Annotated in this window: 27 protein-coding genes; 16 read left to right on the top strand and 11 right to left on the bottom strand. The window is 41.8% G+C overall.

Annotated features, from left to right (window positions below):
* Window positions 1–152 precede the first annotated feature (152 nt).
* The gene (locus tag QUF78_RS25100; protein WP_289326823.1) at window positions 153–710 is read left to right on the top strand and encodes a DUF5366 family protein; all 558 of its coding nucleotides are present in this window, start codon (window positions 153–155) and stop codon (window positions 708–710) included.
* A gap of 37 nt (window positions 711–747) precedes the next feature.
* Here the strand turns inward: QUF78_RS25100 and QUF78_RS25095 are convergent, their stop codons facing one another.
* Window positions 748–2,607 (bottom strand): transglycosylase domain-containing protein, encoded by a 1,860-nt coding sequence (locus QUF78_RS25095; protein WP_289326822.1) that lies wholly within the window; start codon window positions 2,605–2,607, stop codon window positions 748–750.
* 285 nt (window positions 2,608–2,892) lie between these two features.
* Here QUF78_RS25095 and kapD point away from each other — a divergent pair, with 285 nt between their 5' ends.
* Window positions 2,893–3,516: a 3'-5' exonuclease KapD gene (gene kapD, locus QUF78_RS25090; protein ID WP_289326821.1), complete on the top strand. Its 624-nt coding sequence runs from the start codon at window positions 2,893–2,895 to the stop codon at window positions 3,514–3,516.
* A 40-nt stretch (window positions 3,517–3,556) separates the two neighbouring features.
* On the opposite strand, the gene kapB is transcribed toward kapD, so the two are convergent.
* The gene (kapB, locus tag QUF78_RS25085) at window positions 3,557–3,943 is read right to left on the bottom strand and encodes a kinase-associated lipoprotein KapB (RefSeq protein ID WP_289314538.1); all 387 of its coding nucleotides are present in this window, start codon (window positions 3,941–3,943) and stop codon (window positions 3,557–3,559) included.
* Window positions 3,944–4,121: 178 nt separating this feature from the next.
* On the opposite strand from kapB, the gene QUF78_RS25080 reads away from it, so the two are divergent.
* The 4 genes from QUF78_RS25080 to QUF78_RS25065 all read left to right on the top strand — a co-directional run bounded on the left by QUF78_RS25080 (window position 4,122) and on the right by QUF78_RS25065 (window position 6,400).
* Window positions 4,122–4,712 carry a peptidylprolyl isomerase gene (locus QUF78_RS25080; RefSeq protein ID WP_098371439.1) on the top strand — a complete coding sequence of 197 codons (591 nt, stop codon included), beginning with the start codon at window positions 4,122–4,124 and terminating at the stop codon, window positions 4,710–4,712.
* 135 nt (window positions 4,713–4,847) lie between these two features.
* Window positions 4,848–5,072: a hypothetical protein gene (locus tag QUF78_RS25075; RefSeq protein WP_289314539.1), complete on the top strand. Its 225-nt coding sequence runs from the start codon at window positions 4,848–4,850 to the stop codon at window positions 5,070–5,072.
* A gap of 197 nt (window positions 5,073–5,269) precedes the next feature.
* Window positions 5,270–5,746 (top strand): GNAT family N-acetyltransferase, encoded by a 477-nt coding sequence (locus tag QUF78_RS25070; protein ID WP_289326820.1) that lies wholly within the window; start codon window positions 5,270–5,272, stop codon window positions 5,744–5,746.
* A gap of 39 nt (window positions 5,747–5,785) precedes the next feature.
* Window positions 5,786–6,400 carry a PH domain-containing protein gene (locus tag QUF78_RS25065; RefSeq protein ID WP_289326819.1) on the top strand — a complete coding sequence of 205 codons (615 nt, stop codon included), beginning with the start codon at window positions 5,786–5,788 and terminating at the stop codon, window positions 6,398–6,400.
* A 41-nt stretch (window positions 6,401–6,441) separates the two neighbouring features.
* On the opposite strand, the gene QUF78_RS25060 is transcribed toward QUF78_RS25065, so the two are convergent.
* The gene (locus QUF78_RS25060; RefSeq protein ID WP_289326818.1) at window positions 6,442–7,299 is read right to left on the bottom strand and encodes a manganese catalase family protein; all 858 of its coding nucleotides are present in this window, start codon (window positions 7,297–7,299) and stop codon (window positions 6,442–6,444) included.
* A gap of 143 nt (window positions 7,300–7,442) precedes the next feature.
* Here QUF78_RS25060 and QUF78_RS25055 point away from each other — a divergent pair, with 143 nt between their 5' ends.
* On the top strand, window positions 7,443–8,198 hold the full coding sequence (locus QUF78_RS25055; RefSeq protein WP_289326817.1) for a TraR/DksA C4-type zinc finger protein: 756 nt from the start codon (window positions 7,443–7,445) through the stop codon (window positions 8,196–8,198).
* A gap of 39 nt (window positions 8,199–8,237) precedes the next feature.
* Here QUF78_RS25055 and QUF78_RS25050 read toward each other — a convergent pair whose 3' ends face one another.
* On the bottom strand, window positions 8,238–9,422 hold the full coding sequence (locus QUF78_RS25050; protein WP_483313871.1) for a MalY/PatB family protein: 1,185 nt from the start codon (window positions 9,420–9,422) through the stop codon (window positions 8,238–8,240).
* Window positions 9,423–9,515: 93 nt separating this feature from the next.
* On the opposite strand from QUF78_RS25050, the gene QUF78_RS25045 reads away from it, so the two are divergent.
* Window positions 9,516–9,776 carry a DUF1871 family protein gene (locus QUF78_RS25045; RefSeq protein WP_289314545.1) on the top strand — a complete coding sequence of 87 codons (261 nt, stop codon included), beginning with the start codon at window positions 9,516–9,518 and terminating at the stop codon, window positions 9,774–9,776.
* A gap of 37 nt (window positions 9,777–9,813) precedes the next feature.
* Here the strand turns inward: QUF78_RS25045 and QUF78_RS25040 are convergent, their stop codons facing one another.
* Window positions 9,814–10,656: an alpha/beta fold hydrolase gene (locus tag QUF78_RS25040; RefSeq protein ID WP_289326815.1), complete on the bottom strand. Its 843-nt coding sequence runs from the start codon at window positions 10,654–10,656 to the stop codon at window positions 9,814–9,816.
* 294 nt (window positions 10,657–10,950) lie between these two features.
* On the opposite strand from QUF78_RS25040, the gene QUF78_RS25035 reads away from it, so the two are divergent.
* Window positions 10,951–11,451: an Lrp/AsnC family transcriptional regulator gene (locus QUF78_RS25035; protein ID WP_289326814.1), complete on the top strand. Its 501-nt coding sequence runs from the start codon at window positions 10,951–10,953 to the stop codon at window positions 11,449–11,451.
* Complete coding sequence (locus QUF78_RS25030; protein ID WP_289326813.1) at window positions 11,448–12,617, top strand: aminotransferase; 1,170 nt, start codon at window positions 11,448–11,450, stop codon at window positions 12,615–12,617. Before QUF78_RS25035 ends, QUF78_RS25030 begins: the two co-directional genes overlap by 4 nt.
* 161 nt (window positions 12,618–12,778) lie before the next feature.
* Here QUF78_RS25030 and QUF78_RS25025 read toward each other — a convergent pair whose 3' ends face one another.
* Together QUF78_RS25025 and QUF78_RS25020 are read right to left on the bottom strand one after the other, a co-directional pair.
* Window positions 12,779–13,132, bottom strand: a complete 354-nt coding sequence (locus QUF78_RS25025) for a helix-turn-helix domain-containing protein (protein WP_289326812.1) — start codon at window positions 13,130–13,132, stop codon at window positions 12,779–12,781.
* Between the two features lie 139 nt (window positions 13,133–13,271).
* On the bottom strand, window positions 13,272–14,615 hold the full coding sequence (locus tag QUF78_RS25020; protein WP_289326811.1) for a sodium-dependent transporter: 1,344 nt from the start codon (window positions 14,613–14,615) through the stop codon (window positions 13,272–13,274).
* 346 nt (window positions 14,616–14,961) lie between these two features.
* Here QUF78_RS25020 and yugI point away from each other — a divergent pair, with 346 nt between their 5' ends.
* Entirely contained in the window at window positions 14,962–15,366 is a 405-nt protein-coding gene (gene yugI / locus QUF78_RS25015) for a S1 domain-containing post-transcriptional regulator GSP13 (protein WP_061143894.1), read from the top strand.
* A gap of 194 nt (window positions 15,367–15,560) precedes the next feature.
* On the opposite strand, the gene QUF78_RS25010 is transcribed toward yugI, so the two are convergent.
* Window positions 15,561–15,794 carry a DUF378 domain-containing protein gene (locus QUF78_RS25010; protein ID WP_076368106.1) on the bottom strand — a complete coding sequence of 78 codons (234 nt, stop codon included), beginning with the start codon at window positions 15,792–15,794 and terminating at the stop codon, window positions 15,561–15,563.
* A 207-nt stretch (window positions 15,795–16,001) separates the two neighbouring features.
* Here QUF78_RS25010 and QUF78_RS25005 point away from each other — a divergent pair, with 207 nt between their 5' ends.
* From QUF78_RS25005 to QUF78_RS24995, 3 genes are all read left to right on the top strand, one after another.
* Window positions 16,002–17,165: an iron-containing alcohol dehydrogenase gene (locus QUF78_RS25005; protein ID WP_289326810.1), complete on the top strand. Its 1,164-nt coding sequence runs from the start codon at window positions 16,002–16,004 to the stop codon at window positions 17,163–17,165.
* A gap of 147 nt (window positions 17,166–17,312) precedes the next feature.
* Window positions 17,313–18,659, top strand: coding sequence for a glucose-6-phosphate isomerase (locus tag QUF78_RS25000; protein ID WP_289326809.1), 1,347 nt, complete (start codon window positions 17,313–17,315; stop codon window positions 18,657–18,659).
* A gap of 396 nt (window positions 18,660–19,055) precedes the next feature.
* Window positions 19,056–19,460 carry a YugN-like family protein gene (locus tag QUF78_RS24995; protein ID WP_289326808.1) on the top strand — a complete coding sequence of 135 codons (405 nt, stop codon included), beginning with the start codon at window positions 19,056–19,058 and terminating at the stop codon, window positions 19,458–19,460.
* On the opposite strand, the gene QUF78_RS24990 is transcribed toward QUF78_RS24995, so the two are convergent.
* A complete protein-coding gene (locus QUF78_RS24990) occupies window positions 19,457–20,449 on the bottom strand; it encodes a potassium channel family protein (protein ID WP_289326807.1) in 993 nt (330 codons plus the stop codon). The two genes, QUF78_RS24995 and QUF78_RS24990, sit on opposite strands and share 4 nt — an antisense overlap.
* A 264-nt stretch (window positions 20,450–20,713) precedes the next feature.
* Entirely contained in the window at window positions 20,714–21,997 is a 1,284-nt protein-coding gene (locus QUF78_RS24985) for a glycoside hydrolase family 18 protein (protein ID WP_289326806.1), read from the bottom strand.
* 169 nt (window positions 21,998–22,166) lie between these two features.
* On the opposite strand from QUF78_RS24985, the gene QUF78_RS24980 reads away from it, so the two are divergent.
* Window positions 22,167–22,376: an alpha/beta-type small acid-soluble spore protein gene (locus tag QUF78_RS24980; RefSeq protein WP_034310322.1), complete on the top strand. Its 210-nt coding sequence runs from the start codon at window positions 22,167–22,169 to the stop codon at window positions 22,374–22,376.
* 59 nt (window positions 22,377–22,435) lie between these two features.
* Here QUF78_RS24980 and QUF78_RS24975 read toward each other — a convergent pair whose 3' ends face one another.
* Window positions 22,436–23,221 (bottom strand): glycerophosphodiester phosphodiesterase, encoded by a 786-nt coding sequence (locus QUF78_RS24975; protein ID WP_289326805.1) that lies wholly within the window; start codon window positions 23,219–23,221, stop codon window positions 22,436–22,438.
* A 111-nt stretch (window positions 23,222–23,332) separates the two neighbouring features.
* Here QUF78_RS24975 and QUF78_RS24970 point away from each other — a divergent pair, with 111 nt between their 5' ends.
* The gene (locus tag QUF78_RS24970; RefSeq protein WP_289326804.1) at window positions 23,333–24,160 is read left to right on the top strand and encodes an undecaprenyl-diphosphate phosphatase; all 828 of its coding nucleotides are present in this window, start codon (window positions 23,333–23,335) and stop codon (window positions 24,158–24,160) included.
* The last annotated feature ends 94 nt before the right edge of the window (window positions 24,161–24,254 follow it).

The following is a 24,254-nucleotide window of genomic DNA, read 5'->3' as shown; positions in this document are numbered from 1 at the left end:
ATGGAGTTTTATATATAGGTAGAAAAGGAGAGGAAATCGACCTGAAAAATTTAATTTAAAAGTTTTTCAAGGGTGAATTAGTAGAGTATCCATTGTGAAATGGTGGATTATCTAGCATAATATAGGATAAAAGATACATGGATGGAGAAATCATGAAAAACACATATTTACTTAGCTACCTTCCAATCATTTCAATCCTATTGTTCAGCCTCTCCTTTGCCATTTATGGGGAAATGCAGATGCTCAAGTTATTTGGGAATTTGGGAATCTACCAAGGGATGCTGGAGTTTTTTTCTGAAGCGGGCATTAAGCTGGCGCTGCTGATCGTATTGCTGCTATTATTCTTTATGGTTTTTGCCGCATTGAAGTTGATTTCCGATACTATATTGGAGCTGTCCTTATTATTCTTTTCCAAAGATTCGGAAGGTAAAGCACTGAACAGTGTAAGAAGGGGGTCTGTCATTTATGTCATTGGCGGTGCCTGTTCATTGTTCAGTGTCCAATTCATCATCGGGCTTGGTTCTATCTTTATCGCAACGAATGTCGTGGCCTTAATTTATTTTGTCAATAAGTTAAGCCCGAGCCTGAATTTGTCCAGGCTTGTCGGATTGGTTTTCTTTCCAATCTTCGTTTGGGCTGCCTTGATTTCAATAGTCGCTTATGCGGGATTGAAGCTTTATAACAGCGTTATTGCAAGTCTTCCCATATAGAAAAAAAAGAAGGTGCCATCATGGCACCTTCTTTTTTTCACTCGGCAGTCTGGCTGATATCTTTCCAAATCAGTACATGGGGTGTATGTGAATAAATGGATTGCAGATTGGATGGCTTGTCCCTCCCAATCCAAACGCCTGTTGTATAGTTTGCTGTCAGGCCGACAAACCACATGTCTTTCACATCATTGGTCGTACCGGTTTTCCCGCCGATATAATCTGTGGGAAAGTAGGCTTTGCGGGCTGTCCCGGAAAGCGTTGTTTCATGGAGAAGTTGCCGCATCTTGGCTACGGTGCTTTTGTTCCATATCTCCTTGGAGTTGTCGTTCCATTTATAAAGGACTTCACCTTTTTGATCAGTGATTTTAATAATGGCCCGCGCTGGCTGATAGTTTCCGTCATTGAAGGAAGTATAGGCATTTGTCAGTTCAAGGGGACTCATGCCATATTCGAACCCGCCTATGGCCGAACTCGTATGGTGGTCTTTTTTGCTCACTTTTTTAAAGTCGAAAGCTTCCAGGTACTTGAAACTAGTCTCCATACCCGTCTTTTCAAAAAGCCTTATGGCGGGTGTATTATAGGATTGAGCGAAGGCTGTCCTTAGTGTGACCATCCCATAACTGTCACCGCTATAATTCTTTGGGCAATAGCTATTGCTGCAATAGCTCGCTCCACTTACAAGCTGATTGATGTCAGCACCCGTTTCTTCAATATAGGGAGCATAATCGAGAAGTGGCTTTATGGCTGAACCTGGCTGCCTATAACTTTGGTATGCCCGATTGAAAGAATTTTTTTTATAATCCTTTCCCCCAATCAAAGAGACAAGCTCGTGCGTATGATGCTGTATAACCACTAAAGCTCCTTCGATATCATTGACACCGATTTTTGATTGTACAGCAGTCTTGGACTGGGTTTGCAGCTTGGTATCGAGTGCGGTATGGATGGTTACACCGGAATTCAAAAGCTTTTCGACCTTTTTATTCAGTTCTACTTCCGCCTGCTGACGTATATCGACATCAGGACTTTGCAGAGATTTGGTGAGACCTTCAGAGGATGCCACCAGGTTTTTCAATTCCTGATGAACATACGTCACGTAATCGGGATATAAGTCGACCGAGGTGGACAAGTCTAATTTAATCGTAGTTTTGATGAGTTTTTCATACTCGGTCTGTTCTAAATCACCTTCGGCTACCATTTGTTTCAGTAATCTCTCCTGCCTCTTTTTCGTCTCATCAAAATGTTTAAGAGGATTGTAGTTTTCGGGATTATTAGGGATCGCTGCAAGGAAGGCAAGTTCCGCTTTGGACAACTCCCCAGTCGGTTTACTGAAATAATACTGGGAGGCAGCTTCAATTCCATAGGCTCCATTACTGAAATATATGGCATTCAAATATAGCTCCATGATTTCCGGTTTTGATTTTTTTCGCTCTAACTGATAGGCGTAAAGGATTTCACTAAGTTTTCGGTTATACGTCCTATCATGTGAAAGGTAAGCATTCCTGGCCAGTTGCTGGGTAATGGTACTGCCGCCTTGTTCGATTGTTTTATTTTGTGAATTGATAAGAAGCGCCCTGCTTATGCCGGATAGGTCAACGCCTGCATGATCATAAAATTTCTGATCCTCTGTAACGATGAACAGGTTTTCCAGGAAAAGGGGGATGTCTTCAAGTTTTAGGTAGGTCCTTTTTTCACCAGTGGAAATTTCACTGATGACCTTTCCATTTGCAGCCTTCATGTAACTGGTCTGAGACAGTTCTACCGAATCAATGGGAATTCGCTCGTCAAGTACATGATAGGGAGATTGCGCTAAGGACCATTCCTGATAGGAAAGGAAAATGAAAAGGATCAATACGGGAACTAAGAGGGAAATCGTGATATAACCAAGGCACTTGCGCATAGATCAACTTCCTAACTAATATATTTTTAGTATGTTCTAGGGAAAAATGACTGGATGAAAGAAAGAATGGTACTTTTGGTTCATTCATCCATCCATCATAATCCAATTAAGGTAGACAATAAAGAGTTTTGGGTAAATTAGGTATGACGGCAAAATTCCTATCTGAATGGTGTATTACGATCCAATTAAAAACTTTCTAAATCTTCTGTTATAATATTCTCATGAGAAAATTAAATCCAATTTTTGTTTATACGTGATGTCATGAAAAAGAAGGGGGTCATAAAAATGGAGGAACAACAGCAATATGTATTCATTGATTTTGAATTTACGATGCCGGAAGGAAAAGCCAATCCATCAGGATTTTATCCAGAAATCATTGAGGTTGGTTTAGTCACAGTCATTAATGAGAGTATTCAGGAACAATACTCATCTTTTGTTAACCCATTGAAATTTCCAGTCCTAACGGGAAGATGCAAGAAGTTCTTGAACATTACCCAAGATCAGGTGGACCGTGGGATTTCATTTGAAGAGTTGGTTTCTTTATTGAAGAAAATTGATGAGCAGCACCCGACGACGATTGTGACCTGGGGAAATATGGACATGAAGGTACTTCGCCAGAACTGTCAGAAATCAGGACTTGATTTCCCTTTTTCAGGGAAACAAACGGATCTTTGCATGGAGTATAAACGCTTTTTCGGAGATCAAAACCAAACCGGACTTTGGAAGGCTGTACAGGCCTATGGCAAAGAAGGGACAGGCAAGCATCACAGGGCGCTGGATGATGCAATCACGACATATAATATCTTTAAGTTAGTAGAGAAAGATAAAAGTTATATGCAAAATCATGAACCGACGACAATTGGCGAGCGCATTGATTTATCAAAGGTTTTGAATCATTTAGCGTTATAAAAGCCAAATCATCTACTACTGATTTGGCTTTTATCATGCTTTATTTGAAATAGTCCGCCGCTAAATCCTCAAGCAACTGTAAGCTTTTATCATTCCACTCTGTGTGTGCTTCGCTTAAGGTGCGTTTCATTTTCTCGACAGCTTCTCTTAAGGACTCCTTATACTCAGGAATCTCCTCTTCAAAGATCCTTACCATATTCTTCGGTACATTGGTTTGCTCCCGGAATGCAAGAGCGCGCCGCTGATGGAACATGGACACTTCCGTTTGCTTCGGGTTATGAAGATCTCCCTGCATGGGATGCTTTAAGACAGCCAACACTTTAACAAGATATGCAGCAGGTCTGATATCGGTAATTTCCCCGATGTATTTTCCAGTTTTATATATGGCGGTAACCTTATCGCCGATTTTAAAATCCTGTTCTGACATTTCCCTACCACCCTTCTTTTAACTTCCTTCATGATACATAAGAACAACGATTTTTTACAGCGATTTTGTTCAACTTCGCAAAGATGCTTTTTTCACGAAAATCGTGTAAAGTGTACAAATGAAGATGGAAAATGGCAGTTAAGGCCATTTTATTTAAAACAGAAAGAGGGTATGTACAATGACAAACTTTCCACAATTAACAAGTGAAGTTTTGGAAAATGAAAAAGCGGTCATCATGCAAACGACGATGGGCGATATTAAAATTAAACTATTCCCTGAGCTGGCTCCGAAGACAGTGGAAAATTTCTTGACCCATGCTGAAAACGGCTACTACGAAGGAATCATCTTCCACCGTGTCATCAAGGATTTCATGCTTCAAGGCGGAGATCCGACAGGAACTGGAATGGGTGGAGAAAGTATCTGGGGAACTCCATTCGAGGATGAGTTCTCTATGCAATTATTCAATTTGCGTGGAGCTCTTTCCATGGCAAATGCAGGCCCGGGAACAAACGGCAGCCAATTCTTCGTCGTACAAGCCCAGCATGTAGACAGCAGAATGGGTGAGCAAATGAAGCAAGCCGGTTATCCGGAAGAAATCATCAGCGCTTATATGGAACAAGGTGGCACACCATGGTTGGATCATAAACACTCTGTTTTTGGTCAAGTGGTTGAAGGCATGGACGTTGTTGATACGATTGCTAACGTAGAGACAGTTGCGGGAGATAAACCAGCAGTGGATGTGGTCATTAAAGGGATCACCATTTTATAAATTAAAGGGAAGCGAGGGGCTAATGGCCTCTCGTTTTTTTTAGGTTTTAGTGGATAAGGCCCACTAGTGGATTGTTCTGGTAATTGATATAATGGGATAATGCAGTTTAATTCCCTATCAGGAAGGATGTATCGGATGGACTTTCTCAATCATACTTTACTAGGTTTGTTTCTTTACTTTCCAGAAGACAAGACTGAATATATCTCGGCTGGCATAACTTGCTTCATCTTTTTGGTTGCAGCGGTTTTTACGATGAGGGCAATTATAAGATATTCAAAGAAGGAAGAAATGAAAACCAAGCAATTTGAAGATGAAGTCACTAAAAGGAACCGGCGTATAAAGGATGATACCATTACTTGATCCCGGAAGAGGCGGGTGCATCGCGAGAGGTCCTGCCGTTTTTTTATTCCATGATTATTGATTATCTGAATATGAATGGTATTATGTTTTGTTAGAAGGTTGTAAAGGACCTGGATGAAGAATAAAATGTTCCCTTATCAGCATAAGCATTTTATACTATAAGCAGAGAGAGAGAAATTTTGGGGGCGTAAATAGTTATGCAAATCGTAGCGAAAAGAATGATTGCGACAGATACGGTCAAGAGTTTTTTCATTCAGCACTGGGAGACGACTCAAGTCGTTTTTTCAAGAGGCTTGTTTCATTATGCGGAACTTGAGGGTTTTGGAGTGATGGACGAGAATGAAAAAATCACGGGGTTGGGAACATACAAATTATCCGACCATGTATGTCAGATCATTTCTTTGAACAGTGAGCATGAGAATCAAGGAGTGGGCTCATCGTTGCTTTATGTGATGGAAAATATCGCTAAGGAAAAAAATTGCCATACTATTAAAGCGATTACAACGAACGATAATTTACAGGCATTGAAGTTTTTTCAAAAGCGTGGTTATGTCATTTCGGAAATCGTTAAAAATGCAGTTGAAGAATCACGGAAAATAAAACCTGAAATACCATTTTACAGTTTTGAAGGAATTCCGATCCGAGATGAGATAATACTGGAGAAATACTTATGATAGGGTGTAATTACCTGAAATTTGATAGGGGGAATGGGAATGTTCAAGAAAATTGCGGCTGATGCCCTTGGTCTTAGTGATATTGGGAGTGTGATTAGCCCTGCCGATTATGACAAGGTGGATGCAGATGATTATATCATGCATGAAGATGAGGAAAAAATTTATTTCCTGATTAAATCGAAAACCGATGAGTACTGTTTCACGAATCAAGCGTTCATACATTTGGATGGCACGAGTGCCATAAGCAAAAAGCGTACACTTACTAGATATAGCTACAGCCAGTATAATATTTCCAACGTAACGCTTGAAACGGCAGGGACTGTTGATTTGGATGTGGAAATTAAATTTTCGATCGGTGCAAAGAGTTTCTCCATTGATGTCCATAAGAAATTCATTGAAGAATTAAAGGATTTGTTCAAAACACTCGTGAAAATATCGGAAATTTGCCATGAGAATGAATTTGCCCTTCAATATGCACAGCAAAGTGTAAACCTTGCTTCTTCCACTTTGAACCAGGTTCGTACTGAAGGAAGCCAAATGGCTGCAAGTTTCAAGGACATTAATTCCGCAGCTTTCGAATGGTTGATGGATAGCCGGAAAAAGTACCATGTGAAAGATTTTGGCTATGTTTTTGAGAAATATATCAATAATTAAAACAAGAAGGCGAACACAGAATGATGTGTCCGCCTTCTTTTTTAATTGTTCAAATCACTCAATCCAGGACTGTGTTCATTTGGCATATCTGGCATTTCTGGGACCGGGGATCCATTTGGCGGCTCGGTAACAGCAAGTTTTCCGCCATTTCGACTCGGTGTTTCCCCTTGGAAAACTTCGCTGATTTGAGTTTGATCCAGCCTGAAATTGAATTGGGCATTATGGTAGCCTAAATCCACATATTTGCGGCATTCAGGATATTTGTTCAAATCATAATTAGGTACGGGGAAGATTTTCCCCCAGTCCACCCCGAGGGTTTCCAATGCTTTGGCAAATGCATTTTGATGGGCATTGTCACGAACCATTAAAAATGCCAATGTTTCACGCATTGTTTTATTGGAACTCATTTCATAAATCCTCGACTTTTGCAGGACCCCAGTGGATTCAAGCATGACATTATTCAAAAGGTTCGCCACAAGATTACCGTGATCATAAACCCATGAACCATTCCATGGATTGCCGCCAGCATCGACGGGGAGGGAAGCTTTCGCACCGATGATGAAATGATGGGGGTTTGCGCCACCCCGGATGACATCATCCAATGGGGCACCATCGATACCGGCATTTCCGGGCATATCCCCGCCAGCATCATTTAGCAGCTGGTTAATGGTTGATTGGACAAGTTCAACATGGCTTAGTTCCTCTAAGAAAACACCACGGATTAAATCACGATATTGTTTAGCCTTGCCGCGGAAGTTGGCGCTTTGGAAAGAATACTGCATCATCGTCCGCATTTCACCGAATTGCCCTCCTAGTGTTTCCTGAAGTACTTTTGCTGCATTCGGATCAGGCTTATCGGGAACGATCATATTTATTAAATCTTCTTTATAGAAATACAAATAAAAGCCCTCCTAAAAATAAATATTTCTAATTTAGCTTCTGTTATCTGAATTAAATTATTCCTAAGGTAAAAAATACCTTTATGGAATGGCGGGAAGAGAGAAATACTAGAGGGAAGAACGATTTTGAAAGGATGTTGCACATGCTATCCAATCAGCAGCTTAAAGAATTTCAACAGCAATTGCAGCAAACGAAGCAAGAGTTGAAAGAGCGATTAAATGATCAAGGCGACCACGATTTAAGAAGAAGCATGGAGGATTCGACAGGTGAGTTATCGAATTACGATAATCATCCCGGCGATCAGGGAACCGAGTTATATGAACGGGAAAAGGATTTGGCCCTTACCGAGCATGATCGGGATGAAATAAGGGATATTGAAAGAGCGCTTTCTGCCATCGAGGCAGGTGAGTATGGAAAATGCGAGGTTTGTTCAAAAGAAATACCTCTTGAACGGTTGAATGCCATCCCTACCACTACTTATTGTGTCGAGCATACCCCGTCACAAGAAACTTCGGACAATCGGCCGGTGGAAGAGGAAGTGCTGGGACCCCCATTCGGAAAGTTTGATTATGATGACCGGCACGAATCGGTTGCATATGATGCGGAAGATTCATGGCAGGACGTTGCCAGCTTTGGAACATCTGAAACGCCTTCCGATTTTGTGAATCCACCAAATGATTACGAAGATATGTATGTCGAGTCCGAAGAAAATATCGGATATGTCGAAGATTATGAAAATTTCGTTGGTGTGGATATATACGGTAAAGAGATAACCGTTTACCCTAACTCGCAATATGAAGAATTGAAGGAAGAACTTTTTGAAGAAAATATTCAAACCCCGTTTGGGGATTTGCCACGTTATGAGCATGATCCTTATGTAGATGAAGAGAAAGAATGAAAAAAAGAACCAGGTTTCTAAACCTGGTTCCTTTTTTATTTATGGAAAAGCCAATTTCAAACGGTTTAGCCCTTCCATCATCATGCTGCGTGAACAACCGAGATTCATTCGGACGAAACCTTCTCCGCCAGGTCCATATTTTGAACCGGGCTCCAATGCGAGCTTCCCTTGATGAATCAGCCGTTCCTTAATTTCCTTGTCGGTCAATCCAAGGTCACGGCAATCAATCCATAATAGGTAAGAAGCTTCTGGATGCATGACATGCAGTGAAGGAATTTCAGCAGCAATGAATTCCTCTGCCACTTTTATATTCTCCTCAATGTAGCCAATCATGTCTTCCAGCCAATTCAAGCCCTCTCGATACGCGGCTTCCATAGCTGTTAAGGCAAAGATGTTAAGACCATGGAAGGCAAGCTTCGTTTGGGCCTTTTGCAATTGCTTCTGCAATTTTTCATTACTGGCGATCAGGAATGAAGCTTGAAGGCCGGCAATATTGAATGTTTTACTTGGGGCCATTAACGTAACGGTTATGTCCGCTAATTTTTCCGAAAGCGAGCCGATCGGATAATGCCTCGAAGTTTTATGGAATAAGTCAGCATGTATCTCATCACTGACGATGACTACATCATATTTTTCACATAGCTCCCCGATTCGCAAGAGTTCGTCCTTAGTCCAAACGCGTCCGCCAGGGTTATGTGGACTGCAAAAAAGGAATAGTTTCACTCCGCCTTTCAGTTTGTCCTCAAAATCCGTGAAATCAATCTCAAAGCGATCCTTTTCTATGATAAGGGGACTATTGACCACTTCCCGATCATTATTTTTGATCATATCAAAAAATGGAGTATAGACGGGAGATTGTAACAATATTTTATCGCCCGGGTTCGTGAATGCTTGGATCGTTGTACCGATCGCTGAAACGACGCCAGAGCTGAATGAAATCCACTCTTTTTCGATTTGCCAGGAGTGCCGGTCTCTAAGCCAGCTTTGAATTTCGGTGAAAACCGTTTCTGAAGGGACGGTATAGCCGAAAATTGGATGATTCAAGCGTTCCATTAACGCCTTTTGAATGCCCTCAGGAGATGGGAAGTCCATATCGGCAACCCACATTGGTAGAATATCCTCGCGCCCATACAATGATTTGAGCGAGTTTTTATCCCATTTTGCTGACCCTGAATTTTCCCTGTTTATGTGTTCTTCAAAAATTGACTTGTTCAAAATATACACCACCGAATAATAATTTGTCGTCTTCGCGAAAAGCCTGTTGTTATGATACTATGATATCATGTTCTGTGAAAATATTGAGCAGGTGATGAAGATATGGATACACAGCAAATGAATTTAGCGTTGGTTGCCGTTTTGCAAGAGTGGGATCCCTTCCAAATAGGTTGGGATTTATATGAACCGGAAATTGCAGATACAGTCGTGGCAATCCGGGATATAGATGACCCAAAGGAACTGGCGGAAAAAATAAAATCCATTTACGAGTTCGCGTTTGATGAATCCGTTCAGATGGAAAAATGCCTGGAAGTTGCACAGAAGCTGCTCATCATAAAAAATGATGCCAGCTGTTCGATCTAAAGGTGGATAGGGTGTACCCGAATAAGGGTCACCTTTTTTAAGATGGGGTGGCTACTCCAAGAAACCCCTTAATTAATTGATACACTTCTTCCGGTTTCTCCTCTGGGAGGAGGTGCCCAGTATCCTCAATGACAACAAGCTCGGAATTAGGCAGGTCATCATGGAGCCTTTGGCCAATATTCAATGGCACCACTCTGTCATGCCTTCCCCAAATAAGCAGGCAAGGTGTATGGATATCACTAAGGTCCTCCTTCAGCAAATCGACTTCCTTATCTCGAAGCATTCTCCCCAAGGCACGGAAAATATCATGATTCTTTATGAATGGCCCCAGATAACCCTGCCGCATTTCATCGTCAATCATGGTCGGGTCATGGACGACATTTTTCAAGTTCTTTTCGATACCTGATTTTTGTAAATACCGTTTTATCCCGAATGAAAAGAAAGGCAGGTAACTGACCATTTTCATTTTTTCCGAATAGCCGGGCTGATAGCCTGAACCGGCAAGCAGAATGGCGTGGTCGACAAGATCAGGATATGATTTGATGAGCTGCAGGGAAATCTGCCCGCCCATGGAATGGCCGATGAGACTGAATTTCCTGATATTTTTCCCCTCTAAGAACAGAACGACGGATTTAGCAATGTTCCGGAATGAATATGTATATCGATAATCTTTTCCGCTTTGACCGAAGGGAGGGAGGTCTATTGAAATCACATTGAATTCCTTGATCAAATAGGGTACTAATTTACGGAAACTGAAGCTGGATGACAAAAAACCATGAAGTAGTACAAGGGTGGGGAGTGAATCATCCATTCGGTCATATTCAAAATAGATTTGCATATCATCCACCCGTTCCACGCCTTTGATTGTATGACTTTCCATATAGATCCTCCTCCGTTAAAATGAAAGTCCATGTTAACCTGAATATCCCAAAAAAGGTCCTTTAATACTGTTGCATAACAGTAATTGTAATAATAACGATGAAAAAAGACAATTACTATAACAGGTCACCAACCAATTTTGATATAATAGTGTAAGTTTATCCTGACAGAATAGGACTTATTAATTTATATTGTCATATAGGATTGTAAAAAAGTCTAATAAGGTAATTCGTGAGACTATCTGCCAGCCAAACATCACATCTAAATTAGTGAATTCCAAAAGGGGGTTTTTCCAATGCACTTGAATGAAGAGGAATTGGAAGTCTTGAGAATCATTGAAAATAACAGCCGGATTGATCTGAAGGATTTGGCTAAAATGACCGATCTATCAGAAGTGGACATTGAAATCACATTGAAGAAATTAGAAGATATGCGGGTTATTGTACGTTATTTAACCGTCATTAACTGGGCAAAAGTAGATGAATACCATGGTGTCACAGCCATGATTGATGTAAAAGTCACTCCAAAACGCGGTGTCGGTTTCGATGAGGTCGCAAAAAGGATTTACAAATTCAAAGAAGTCCAGTCCGTTTATCTAATGTCAGGGGCCTATGATCTTTCAGTCATTGTCGAAGGACGTTCGATGAACGAAGTGGCAAGCTTTGTTTCAGAAAAACTTTCGACACTGGATTCCGTCATTTCTACGACGACTCACTTCATTATGAAAAAATACAAGCACGATGGCACGATTTTTGATCAAACTGAAGAAGATAAGCGGATAGTGGTGTCACCATGATTAAAACGAGTTATGTTTCAAGAACGATTGCAGAGCTTAAGCCATCGGGTATCCGCCGCTTTTTCGACCTGGCAGCCAATTTGGAAGGGGTCGTCTCACTTGGTGTGGGTGAACCGGATTTCGTTACATCTTGGGCTGTAAGGGAAGCAGCGATCAATTCCTTGGAGGAAGGGTATACCTCTTATACGGCTAATGCCGGATTATTTGAATTAAGGTCGGAAATCAGCTGGTATATGGAAAAGCAGTTCCATGTTTCGTATAGACCAGAGGATCAAATCATTGTCACGGTCGGGGCAAGCCAGGCTCTCGACATTGCTTTGAGGACCATCCTGAATCCAGGCGAGGAAGTCATAGTCGTTGAACCTTGTTTCGTCGCTTATGCACCGCTTGTGACCATGGCCGGGGGAATACCGGTGACGGTCCAAACTTCAAAGGAAGATGACTTTAAGCTGACTCCCGAGCAACTCGAAGCGGCGATCACCCCTAAAACGAAGGCCGTTTTAATCTGTTCGCCGAATAACCCAACGGGCACCCAGCTTGGGCAGGAAGAATTAGTGATGCTTGCTGACATCGTCAAAAAGCATGATTTATTGGTCATTTCCGATGAAATCTATGCCGAACTTGCTTATGATGAGAAATTCACCTCCTTTGCTGCCATTGACGGCATGCTTGAGAGGACAATTGTCATCAATGGGTTTTCGAAAGGGTTTGCGATGACTGGATGGCGTCTTGGGTTCGTTTGTGCACCTAAGGAAATTTCTGAAGCGATGCTTAAGCTTCATCAATATGCGATGATGTGTGCGCCGACCATTGCACAGCATGCTGCCTTGGAAGCTTTAAAGCACGGAATGCAGGATGTGGAAGAAATGCGTCGGAGTTATCGGAGAAGACGAAATTATATCGTGAAATCATTTAACGATATGGGTTTGGATTGCCATAATCCTGGCGGGGCTTTTTATGCTTTTCCGTCCATCGAGAAAACGGGGATGACTTCGATGGAATTTGCTGAAAAACTTCTGACGGAAGAACTTGTAGCCGTTGTACCGGGAGATGTGTTCGGGGAAAGCGGTGAAGGTCATATCCGCTGTTCCTATGCATCTTCCATGGAACAACTTCAAGAAGCGCTTAGTAGGATGGAACGTTTCATGAAGAACCATTGCCAATAAAAGCAAAAAAATAGGGATCCGGCCTTTTCAAGCAGCCGGATCCCTTTCCATAGGGGGAATTAGAAAAAAGAGTTAATCTAATGGATTAACATAGAAAGTGTTAATCATAGTATATCCAGCACTCTGAAAAAAAATACACATACTACGACCATTTTTTTGAATTAGGCTTTTGTATTATATAAAGTATGCATAACATTCAGAATTTGTTCTTCGCTAAAATCTTTAGCTGTTCTTAGAATGAGCTTTGTTTTTTTTGTTCCAATTTCTTCAATGAGCTTTTTGATGTCCTCGTCCACATCAGAAGCGTTCCCGGTTGGGGTATCCTCCAGGAATTCTGAAGCTGGAATGTCAAGAACGGTGGAAAGCCGTAAAATGGTTTGTGTATCAGGAATCGATTCACCGGATTCATACTTTTCTATCTTCTTGGTGCCGATTCGTAATTTTAAAGCCAGTTCCTGTTGAGTGAGGTTATGATTTTCTCGGTATTGCCGGATATTCTTCGCGATATTTGACATAGTCAGGCACTCCTTTTTCAGGAAATATTTTAGTAATGTAATTATTTTACCATATTATAACTTAAAGAGAAGTAATTGATTATGTAGGTTTTGTGAAAAAAATGCCGTCTCGAGATATATCGAGACGGCATTTTGGATGTTAAATGAGATTGATTGACTTAAGGAATACGAGTATGATCATGATCGGCACGATGTAGCGAATCAGGAAGTACCAAAGTTTAAAAAGTGATCGGCTGGAATCTGCGCCAGATTCGAACTCCCTTTGGACCTCGATCCTTTTCATTTGATAGCCGATGAAAAGGGATATGAACAAGGCGCCGACTGGCAGCGCGATATTGCTTGTCAGATAATCAGCGAAATCGAATATGGATAAATTGAAAATCTTCACATCCGAAAGCACCCCAAATGATAATGCGCTTGGAATCCCAATCAGGAACACGAGGATACCAGCTATCCAAGAAGCCTTCTTCCGCTTTGCAGTATCACCTTTGATCATGGCTGCCACAACGATTTCAAGTATCGAGAATGACGTTGTAAGGGTGGCAAATAATAATAAAATGAAGAAAATGGCCATGAAGATCCCGCCAAGCGCCATTTCATTAAAGACGGCAGGCAATACGACAAATACCAGTCCAGGCCCGCTTGATGGGCTGAAGCCTAGTGCGAAAACAGCCGGGAAGATGACTAAACCTGCCAACAAGGAAATGAAGATATTCAGTCCGACTACCGAAAAGGCCGATTTTGTAATATCCTCATTTTTACTTAAATAGGATGCGTAGGTTACCATCACTGAAACACCAACACTTAGCGCAAAGAAGGATTGGCCAAGTGCCAATAGGATCGTTTCCCCTGTTAAAGCGGAAAAGTCGGGCTTCAAGAAGAATTTCACACCCTCCATTGCTCCATCCAGAGTCAAGGAACGGATTAGAAGAATGATGAAAAGAATGAACAATGAAGGCATCATATATTTATTCGCTTTTTCAATTCCCTTGGATACGCCACCTTGCACGACCCAAATGGTAAAGACCATGAATAATAATTGAGCGATTACCGTTTCATAAGGATTGCTGATTATCGCATTAAAGAAGTTTCCATATTCCTCTTGGGTTAAGTTTGAGAGGGAACCTGTAAAGCTTCTTGCTAAATAAGAGATGATCCAGCCTCCAACCACACTGAAGAATGAAAGCAGAATGATGGAAGCGACGACACCGCCGTACCCAATCAAAACCCAAGGCTTTCCTGGGGCGATATGTTTATATGCGCTGATGGCATCTTTCTGTGCATTGCGGCCAATTGTGAATTCTGCAATTAATATGGGTGCACCGATAAGCAGGGTGAACAAAATGAAGAGCAGGAAAAAGACCCCTCCACCATTTTCCCCAGTCATATATGGGAGCTTCCAGATAGCACCCAATCCAATAGCGGATCCCGCGGCTGCCAGGATAAACCCAAGTTTTGAAGTCCATTGATCTTGTTTTGACATGATGGAAAAACTCCTTTAGATGTAAAAAATATCTAGCTGTAAATTACTTTCTTTAAAACATTTTCCCATCTTACTATGTTTATGAGGGATTGGATAGTGTTTCAATATTACAATCTTTAGAAAAATGAGTAAATATCTTAAGGGGAAATGAGGTTATTTGCAAATTTTTAGGATAAGTTATTAATAACGATCTTATGATATTTATTATTTCCAAAAAATAAACATATTTAATGAGTAAAATCCCAAAAAGTATGGTATACTTAACTTTGATTATTTTCCAATTATGTGATATAATTTTTTATTGCGTGAAAAGACGAAAAAATATATATAAAATAGGAGTGTTACCATGTCTGAAAAATTCGAAATTGGTGCGGTAGTTACTGGTAAAGTTACTGGTATTCAACCATACGGTGCTTTTGTTGCTCTAGATGATTCAACTCAAGGTTTAGTTCATATTTCTGAAATTACTCACGGATTCGTTAAAGATATCAACGAACATTTAAAAGTGGGCGATGAAGTAAAAGTTAAAGTGCTTTCCATCGATTCAGCTGCTGGAAAAATCGGCTTATCGATCCGCGCTACAGAAGAAGCTCCTGAGCGTACTGAAGCTCCGAAAAAAGCTCCGAAAAAACGCCAAGCATCTGTTAAAGCGACATCTCACATCGAATCTACTGAAGGTTTCAACACATTGAAAGACAAACTTCAAGAGTGGATTGAACAATCTCAACGCGAAGACTTAATCAAAAAATAATTTTGTGAACCGGCAGATCCTTCGATCAGCCGGTTTTTTTTGTCCATTTTCATGATCGCATGAAGATGTCCAGACCTATCTTGCCGCTTATTGATGGTAGACAGGCATATGAATTAAATAAAGCCGGGTCATGTGTTTACCATGGTCCGGCTTTATTTTATAGAACTTAAACAAATGTTCATGGACTTAGACTTTCAACGAGTAGGTTTGGTTTCAGGCTCCCTGGAAATTTCAGGACTTGGTTTAAAGAGAAGACCAAGATTAATGAGACCGGCAATTCCAACCAATCCATAAACGATGCGGGCCATTCCTGCATCTTGCCCTCCGAAAATTGAAGCGACCAAGTCAAATTGGAAAAAACCTATTAATCCCCAGTTGATTGCCCCGATTATAGTAAGAACAAGTGCAGTTCTTTGTATTCCACTCATTGTACAGCCTCCTTTTTTGAGAAAATCAGTTCTTTACTTATCATGCTTTTTCAACATGTAAATATACATCCTTATAAAAGATCCGGGCGGATATTTTGTATTTATATGGAACATTGGTCATAATGAAAAGAAAAACCAGCCATTGGCCAAGTGGGCAATTTTATGGCCACAGATGGGGTCAATGAGGCACTAAAGGAGAGAAATCCATTGGAAAATTTCACTTATAAAAATCCTACTAAAGTAATTTTCGGGAAAAATCAGCTTGAAAGTTTAAAAACTGAAATTCCTGCTTATGGTCATAAAGTTTTACTTGTTTACGGTGGAGGAAGCATAAAGAAAAATGGCCTATATGATAAAGTGGTCAACGCATTGAAGGTGATTGATGCAGAGGTACACGAACTTTCCGGAGTTGAACCGAATCCACGCATCTCAACAGTCCGGAAAGGTGTGGATCTTTGTAAAGAACAGGGTATCGACTTTGTCCTTGCTGTTGGAGGCGGAAGCGTTATTGATGCTACAAAGGCAATTGTTGCAGGTGCTAAATATGAGGGGGATCCATGGGATCTTGTCATTAAGAAGGCACCAGTGGTAGAGGCGCTTCCATTTGGAACGGTGCTGACTTTAGCTGCAACCGGCTCCGAGGCAAATTCGGGCTCAGTCATAACAAACTGGGAAACGAAAGAGAAATATGGATGGGGAAGTCCATTGGTATTTCCTCAATTCTCGATTTTAGATCCCGAAAATACTTTTTCGGTGCCTAAAGATCAAACGGTATACGGAATGGTCGATATGATGTCACATGTGTTCGAAACGTATTTCCATCCGGAAACGCATGCACCCCTTCAAGACCGTTTCTGTGAATCGCTGTTATTGACCGTGATTGAAACGGCACCTAAACTATTGGAAGACCTAGAGAATTATGAGCACCGGGCTACTATCCTATATGCAGGAAATCTAGCCTTGAATGGTTCGCTTGGGGTTGGCTACAGTGGTGATTGGGCAACTCATAACATTGAACATGCCGTTTCAGCCGTTTATGACATCCCGCATGCCGGAGGATTGGCCATCTTATTCCCAAATTGGATGAAACATGTGCTCCATGAAAACGTCGCACGCTTTAAACAGGTTGCAGTCCGAGTGTTCCATGTGGACCCGGAAGGTAAAACGGATGAGGAAGCTGCACTTGAGGGCATTGAAAGGCTTAGGGCGTTTTGGAGCAGCTTAGGGGCGCCGACCAATCTTTCGGATTATGGCATCGATGACTCACAATTGGAAGTCATGGCTGATAAAGCGATGAGCAGAGGGGAATTTGGACGATTCAAAATCCTGAACCGCGAGGATGTCCTTGCCATTTTACGGGCTTCATTATAAATCAAGTGAAATGATCATTTCTCCCATCTTGTCAGGTGGGAGATTGCTTTGAACGCATTATTCGTTATTTACTTGATCGATGTCTTGATTATGAGAATTACATCAGATAAAGTGAAAGGGAAACTTAAAATTAAAGGAGGAATTTGAATGGCCCATATTCGTTTCGATTATTCAAAAGCCCTACCGTTTTTCGGGGAGCATGAAATTACCTATTTACAGGATGCTGTAAAAGTGGCACACCATTCTCTGCATGAGCAGACAGGGGCAGGCAATGAATATCTTGGCTGGCTTGATTTACCCGCCAATTATGATAAAGAAGAGTTCTCAAGAATCAAAAAAGCAGCCGGAAAAATAAAAGAAGATTCAGATGTGTTGCTGGTTATCGGAATCGGTGGATCATACCTGGGAGCACGTGCGGCAGTCGAGATGCTTCAACATAGTTTTTATAACATTTTGCCATCGGACAAAAGAAATACACCGCAAATTTTATTTGTGGGTAATAATATAAGCTCTACATATATGCAGGACGTAATGGACCTATTGGAAAATAGGGATTTCTCGATCAACGTCATCTCTAAATCCGGTACGACCACTGAACCTGCACTTGCCTTCAGGATTTTCCGGAAATTGCTGGAACAAAAATATGGGGTTGAAGAAGCTAAAGGCCGCATTTATGCGACCACTGATAAAGAAAAGGGCGCATTAAAAACGGTAGCAACGGAGGAAGGTTTCCAAACTTTCGTCATTCCTGATGATGTTGGCGGACGTTACTCGGTCTTAACGGCAGTAGGGCTGCTTCCGATTGCGGTCAGCGGGGCGGATATCGATCAAATCATGGAGGGAGCCGAGCAAGCCAGGGTGGAATTCAGTTCTTCCGAGCTAGCGGATAATCAGGCATACCAATATGCGGCGGTTCGAAATATCCTTTACAATAAAGGGAAAACCATTGAAATGCTGATAAACTATGAGCCTGGACTTCAATACTTCTCTGAGTGGTGGAAACAATTATTTGGAGAAAGTGAAGGAAAGGATCAAAAAGGGATCTTCCCTTCATCCGCTAACTTTTCGACTGACCTGCATTCATTAGGGCAGTATGTTCAGGAAGGGCGACGTGATCTTTTTGAAACGGTCATCAAAGTGGAGAAAGCCCGTCATGAAATTTCAATTGAAAAAGCGGGAAATGATTTGGATGGTCTGAATTACCTTTCAGGTGAAACGGTGCAATTCGTAAATAATAAAGCATTTGAGGGTACTTTGTTAGCCCATACGGACGGCGGCGTTCCCAATCTGATCCTATCGGTGCCTCAGCTCGATGCTTATACATTTGGCTACCTTGTATATTTCTTCGAGAAAGCTTGTGCAATGAGCGGTTACTTACTAGGGGTAAATCCATTTGATCAGCCTGGAGTGGAAGCATATAAGGTGAACATGTTTGCACTTTTAGGCAAACCGGGTTATGAAGAGAAAAAAGCGGAGCTCGAAAAGCGCTTATAATAATAAAAAGGCATCAAGCTGGAATACATCCAACTTGATGCCTTTTTTTTGGTTGAACGCCAAAGGGTAAAAATAAACATATTCGATACTGGCATCGAAAATGAAAGTGGGGGCTAAGTAGTATCGAGGAGCTAGAGAAACCGAGAACGGTTCCCCGGTCCGCAAGAAGCCTGCCTGCCGGATGGAAAGAAGAGCAGCAGAAGATCCGGAAATTACGACTGGAGGAGGAGAAGGGAGCGGCGAAGCTGAAATAAAAGCGTAAGGAAAGCTTGGAAATCAGTGAGGAAGCCAATCTTCCTTTATGCCTGATCAAGGGAACAATAGAGGCATTCCAGGGGTTTTTTTAAAGGCCTTTTGGTTAAGCTAATAGAAAATTAGCGAAAGAGGTTTTTTACAATGATTAAAATTTCTTCTGAGTTGGAAGGGAAAACATTCGGTTTGTTCGATTTGGAGACGAAGTTAAAACCCGAAGGCTATGTGATAGGCGGAGGATGGGATTATGACCACGGGACTTTTGATTATAAGATAGATGACAGTGATGGATACCAGTTCTTGCGAGTCCCTTTCAAGGCTGTTGATGGTTCACTCGATAAGGATGGGGTAATGGTCGAATTTTTACAGCCGTTTTTGTTATCTCATAAGTACGAGGACGGTATTGACGGTGAAGGAAATATCGGAAACCTCTCCGCTTCCTTCAACCAGTTTGCTGAGCCGGAAAATCCGGATGCCGAATTTCCGGAAAACTATATCTCATATGGAAAAACGCTTGTCCGTGATTTGGAAAAGCTTTTATTACATTAATCTTCAATGATGAGCAGAGTGTCATTAAGATGTATGATTACATCTGCAGGGGGCTTGATGAAAGTCTTGCCCCCTGAAATGATGCCAATCAATAAAATGTCCTGATCAAATAGCTTGACGCCCAGCTGTTTGAACGACATTTCCACCCAGTCATTCCGGATGGGCAGCTGTTTGATGTTCAATCCATCCCAATCATTTTGCTCTTCTGCATCCGCAATGATCCCTTTCGATAAGCAATCCTGCATATATTCACTCGCGAATTTATTCGTTTCCACTATACCGTCCGCTCCTGCTCGTAAAGCATTTTCCTTTTGTTCATGCGTTAATATCTCCACAAGGCAATACACATGCGGATTCAGCCCCTTCACGGCCAATAATGTTAATATCGAGAACATATCCGTTTGCAGCTCGTCTTGCTTGAGGTCAGCTGTGATAAGTACGCGTATGGCTTGTTTTATATTAGCTTTCTGCAAAACGGAATCCAATGTAGCTTTTCCTTGGACAAAGTGGATATTCGTTCTTGGAAGCGGATGCTTTTGCAGTGTATCATCTATAAGGACGATGGATTGATGATGTTTACGATCATGAATGTTTTGGATGATTCTCTTGGAACGGCCATTCCAGCCTACAATGATGATATGACCGCCGCCGCCGAATACTTTCTTTCCTGTAAGAAACTGCTGTTCATTGGAAATGGACATTTTAGCAATGTACGCAAAATAAGAGGTGATCAGGCCGGCTCCCGACAAAATGAGGACCATTCCAATGATTTTCCCAATATTTGTAACGGGAGTGAAATCTCCGTAACCCACCGTTGACATAGTGACGATTGCCCACCAGATGCCATCAAGTAAAGTAGGGAATCTCTTCGGCTCCACAATGTGGATCAAGACCCCGAATGAGAGTAAAAATAATGCGATGATAGAAAGCAATCTGATGAAACGCGGAATTCTGGGCACGGCGCTGATGTATGGGCCGATTCGAATCATGTTTCTCACACCCCCTTAACTGTTCCTTTTAGTATGGTCAAAAAAGGCTTGGCTCATAAGGGAGCGGAGAGACAAACTTTGAATGATGAATTTCGGCAGATTACCTGGAAAGTTGCGGCTGAAATGATAAAAGCCTTCCGGACAATGCCGGAAGGCTTTTTGGCTGAGTCACGTATCCAGAACTGGACTTCATGCTCGATATTTGATTATATGTCCGTTTGCGTTTTGGTATTCCAAAAGTTTAACGATAGGCTCAATCTGTTCTTAGACCCTTCTCCGTACGTTAAAATTATCACTGATGAGCAGCCAGTTTTGAGGGAAGGCCAAGCCGAGCTTCCAATAACTCATCCCCCTTAGGTTCAGCTCTTTGATTAAATCGAATTTTGCCTGAATGGATCTGGCATCCTCAAACCACACCTCATGCTGTTTATCCTCAATAGTATAGTTGAAGTGCGGGGCCTGTGCGGTTTCATCATACTCGATGGAAACATTATTGGCCGCCGCAATCTGGATGGCCTGCTGCGGACTCACGGCCTTGGCGGTGGATCCCTGTACAAAAGGCAGGGTCCAATCATAGCCATATAGATTCTGCCCCATCAGGATCTTATTGGAGGGAATATCGGTGACGGCATATTCGAGAACATCCCGAACCGGTCCAATAGGGGACACGGCCATTGCAGGTCCTCCGCTATATCCCCATTCATAAGTCATGATGATAACGAAGTCGACGATTTCACCATGTGCTTTATAGTCATGTGCCTCATACCAACGGCCTTTTTGCTCAGCACTTGTTTTAGGGGCAAGTGCCGTGGAAATGAACCAGCCTTCTTTCTTGAATCGATCCCTGGCTTTTCGGAGAAATTGATTATAGGCCTCTTTATCGGCCGGCCTTAAAAACTCAAAGTCAAAGTGAATATCCCGGAATCCATATTTCTTTGCCGTTGTAACGATATTGTTCAGGAACTTATTCTGAACGGAAGTATTCGTCAAGATGATTTGCCCGAGCTCATCGCTGAATTGGTCATTTTCCTGATTCGTGATCACCATCATTAAAACATTTTTATTTTCTCTGGCGATGGCAGGGAAGTCATCGAGCAAAGGCTCTTTTAAAGAGCCGTCACGAAGCGACTGGAAGCTGAATGGGGCTAAATAGGTTAAATAGGGCCCAGCTTCCCTTGCAGCCGTTACAAGGGCCGGTGCGACCGTCGTACCCCTAGGCTCGACATAACCGTTGAATTCGGCGGTCTTTTTCTTCCGTGCCGGAATATAGAGCCGATATCCAACTGATAAGACTTGATTTTCAGGAATGCCATTTATTTTTGCCAACTCTTGAAAAGGGACATCAACCTTTTGGGAAATGGAATAAAGACTATCACCCGGTTGAACGAAATAATAGCTGCCGACTATTGGAATGACAAGGGCCTGCCCCGAAACAAGGTTAGTTGGGTTAGGAATCTTATTCGTTTCCACGAGCCTGTCAACGGTTACGCTGTACGTCTGGGCGATGCCATATAACGTCTGGCCTGGCCTAACCACATGTATTTGCAATTCTTTTCCCTCCTACTGTACTGAAAGTTTCCTAACAGTTTATGAACATAAAAAGAAAATCATGATAAAGAGCTTTGGATTGAAGGGCCGTAAAGAAAAAAATACAATAAATTGGCAATAATAATTTAAGCCTAAAATGCTAATTAATATTAGTAGGAGGTGAAAACACATGGCAAACAACAATAACAGCAATCAACTTTTAGTATCTGGTGCAGAACAAGCTCTACAACAAATGAAGAATGAAATCGCTAGTGAATTTGGTGTAAACCTAGGTGCTGACACTACTTCTCGCGCTAACGGATCTGTTGGTGGGGAAATCACAAAACGTTTGGTTCAAATGGCTGAACAACAATTAGGCGGTTCAAACTTTTCTCGTTAATTAATTGAATAAATATGGATTGAAAGAGAAGGGGCATCGCTCCTTCTCTTTCGCATTGTTCAGCTAGTTGCCTGCCAAGCCTTTAAAATCTTGATTGCCTTTTCAGGGAAATCGGTCATGATAACATCGACATCCAATTCTGCAAGCTTGACGATGTCAGCTTCATCATTGGCGACCCATGGCCGGACTTTGTATCCAAGTTTTTTCGCTTTTTCACTAACTGCCGGGGTCAGGCTGTTTTTATCTGGATGAAACCCAGATTCTTTTTTATCACGTAAGATTTCTTCGAAATTTTCAGGAAGCCCCTCGAACAATAATGCACGTTCAAGTTCCGGGGCAAGCACCTTCACTTTTTCAATGGATTGATGGTTGAAGGAAGAGAGGATCACCCGATTTTCCATTCGATATTGCCGAATTAAATCAATGATCTTCTGTTCAATCCCTTCGTAAGCGAGCTTATCCGTTTTTATTTCGATATTCATCAATAAAGCATTTCCCTTTGCCCAGTCGAAAACTTCCATTAAAAAAGGAATCCGTTCCCCAAGGAATTCCTTGGAAAATTTGCTCCCGGCATCTGCCGTTTTCAGCTGTTGTGACGAATGATCTTTTACATAACCACTAAGGGTGGTCGTTCGATCAAGTGTTTCGTCATGGATGATGACCAATTCCCCGTCAGAACTGAGGTGGACATCGAACTCGATCCCCTCGGCACCGATTTCTGCCGCCTTTTGAAATGCTGCCATGGTATTTTCAGGATGCGTCCCCTTGGAACCCCTATGAGCGAAAATCAGTATGTTTTGCAAAATCATCACTTCCCCTTTAAACTTAATCTTGAACCCTATCATACATGTACCCGTAAATTGTTTCAGCAATGTTTAATAGACAATATTTTAAACAACGAGTAAAATACAAATGATATTTCCATAAATAGGTGTTCGAATTATGAGGTGAATAAAATGAATATGTGGGAAATTTTTGTTGCAGTTATTCTTGGTCTTGTAGAAGGATTAACTGAATTTGCTCCTGTATCGTCTACAGGGCATATGATTATCGTCGATGATTTATGGCTGAATTCGAAAGAGCTTTTCGGGAGTGAAGTGGCCAATGCGTTCAAGGTGGTCATCCAGCTTGGTTCGATACTCGCGGTAGTCGTGCTCTTCTGGGGACGATTCATGGACTTGCTTGGTTTAAGGAAGCTGAAAGGGACATCCGCTGTGAAGGGCCCAAGGCTTAATCTATTGCAGATCCTTGTCGGATTGCTACCGGCGGGCGTCTTAGGTCTATTATTCGAAGATTACATTGATGAAAATCTATTTACCATGAAGACGGTTATCGTCGGGTTGTTCTTGGGCGCATTTTTGATGATTGCTGCGGATAAATTCCGTCCAAAGCTGACTGCAGAAACGGTTGACCAAATCACTTATAAACAAGCTTTCGGTGTAGGGTTAATCCAATGTTTATCTCTATGGCCGGGATTCTCCCGTTCAGGTTCAACGATATCAGGCGGTGTGCTATTAGGGATGAGCTATCGGGCTGCTTCCGATTTCACGTTCATCATGGCAGTGCCGATCATGGCTGGGGCCAGTTTGTTGAAAATCGTGAAGTACTGGGATAATTTCACGCCTGAAGTTCTGCCATTCTTTATTGCAGGTTTCATCAGTGCATTTATCTTTGCGTTATTCTGTATCCGCTTTTTCTTGATTTTAATCAATAAAGTTAAATTGACTCCTTTTGCCATCTACCGGATTGTCTTGGCGATTGTGCTTCTATTCATTATTTGGTAATGCGAAATGAAGCTTGAAAGTGGAGTGGAACCACCCCGTTGATTTGGGGTGGTTTTTTTGCGTTCCTAGAAAAATGCTGGAATCCCACAAAAAT

Origin of the sequence: Peribacillus sp. ACCC06369, from assembly GCF_030348945.1 — a bacterium.
Classification (GTDB): domain Bacteria; phylum Bacillota; class Bacilli; order Bacillales; family DSM-1321; genus Peribacillus.
Note: the sequence above shows the minus strand (reverse complement) of the source record. Positions and strands in the feature narration are given on the sequence as shown.

Bases quoted from the DNA above. Each gene is read 5' to 3' on its own strand.
- QUF78_RS25000 (WP_289326809.1), top strand. From the start codon at position 17,313: ATGGCCCATATTCGTTTCGATTATTCAAAAGCCCTACCGTTTTTCGGG.
- QUF78_RS25045 (WP_289314545.1), top strand. From the start codon at position 9,516: ATGGATACACAGCAAATGAATTTAGCGTTGGTTGCCGTTTTGCAAGAG.
- QUF78_RS25025 (WP_289326812.1), bottom strand. From the start codon at position 13,132: ATGTCAAATATCGCGAAGAATATCCGGCAATACCGAGAAAATCATAAC.
- yugI (WP_061143894.1), top strand. From the start codon at position 14,962: ATGTCTGAAAAATTCGAAATTGGTGCGGTAGTTACTGGTAAAGTTACT.
- QUF78_RS24980 (WP_034310322.1), top strand. From the start codon at position 22,167: ATGGCAAACAACAATAACAGCAATCAACTTTTAGTATCTGGTGCAGAA.
- QUF78_RS25075 (WP_289314539.1), top strand. From the start codon at position 4,848: ATGGACTTTCTCAATCATACTTTACTAGGTTTGTTTCTTTACTTTCCA.
- QUF78_RS25020 (WP_289326811.1), bottom strand. From the start codon at position 14,615: ATGTCAAAACAAGATCAATGGACTTCAAAACTTGGGTTTATCCTGGCA.
- QUF78_RS25100 (WP_289326823.1), top strand. From the start codon at position 153: ATGAAAAACACATATTTACTTAGCTACCTTCCAATCATTTCAATCCTA.
- QUF78_RS25035 (WP_289326814.1), top strand. From the start codon at position 10,951: ATGCACTTGAATGAAGAGGAATTGGAAGTCTTGAGAATCATTGAAAAT.
- QUF78_RS24995 (WP_289326808.1), top strand. From the start codon at position 19,056: ATGATTAAAATTTCTTCTGAGTTGGAAGGGAAAACATTCGGTTTGTTC.
- QUF78_RS25080 (WP_098371439.1), top strand. From the start codon at position 4,122: ATGACAAACTTTCCACAATTAACAAGTGAAGTTTTGGAAAATGAAAAA.
- QUF78_RS25095 (WP_289326822.1), bottom strand. From the start codon at position 2,607: ATGCGCAAGTGCCTTGGTTATATCACGATTTCCCTCTTAGTTCCCGTA.
- QUF78_RS24970 (WP_289326804.1), top strand. From the start codon at position 23,333: ATGAATATGTGGGAAATTTTTGTTGCAGTTATTCTTGGTCTTGTAGAA.
- QUF78_RS25040 (WP_289326815.1), bottom strand. From the start codon at position 10,656: ATGGAAAGTCATACAATCAAAGGCGTGGAACGGGTGGATGATATGCAA.
- QUF78_RS24975 (WP_289326805.1), bottom strand. From the start codon at position 23,221: ATGATAGGGTTCAAGATTAAGTTTAAAGGGGAAGTGATGATTTTGCAA.
- QUF78_RS25065 (WP_289326819.1), top strand. From the start codon at position 5,786: ATGTTCAAGAAAATTGCGGCTGATGCCCTTGGTCTTAGTGATATTGGG.
- QUF78_RS25030 (WP_289326813.1), top strand. From the start codon at position 11,448: ATGATTAAAACGAGTTATGTTTCAAGAACGATTGCAGAGCTTAAGCCA.
- kapD (WP_289326821.1), top strand. From the start codon at position 2,893: ATGGAGGAACAACAGCAATATGTATTCATTGATTTTGAATTTACGATG.
- QUF78_RS25010 (WP_076368106.1), bottom strand. From the start codon at position 15,794: ATGAGTGGAATACAAAGAACTGCACTTGTTCTTACTATAATCGGGGCA.
- QUF78_RS25070 (WP_289326820.1), top strand. From the start codon at position 5,270: ATGCAAATCGTAGCGAAAAGAATGATTGCGACAGATACGGTCAAGAGT.
- kapB (WP_289314538.1), bottom strand. From the start codon at position 3,943: ATGTCAGAACAGGATTTTAAAATCGGCGATAAGGTTACCGCCATATAT.
- QUF78_RS24990 (WP_289326807.1), bottom strand. From the start codon at position 20,449: ATGATTCGAATCGGCCCATACATCAGCGCCGTGCCCAGAATTCCGCGT.
- QUF78_RS25055 (WP_289326817.1), top strand. From the start codon at position 7,443: ATGCTATCCAATCAGCAGCTTAAAGAATTTCAACAGCAATTGCAGCAA.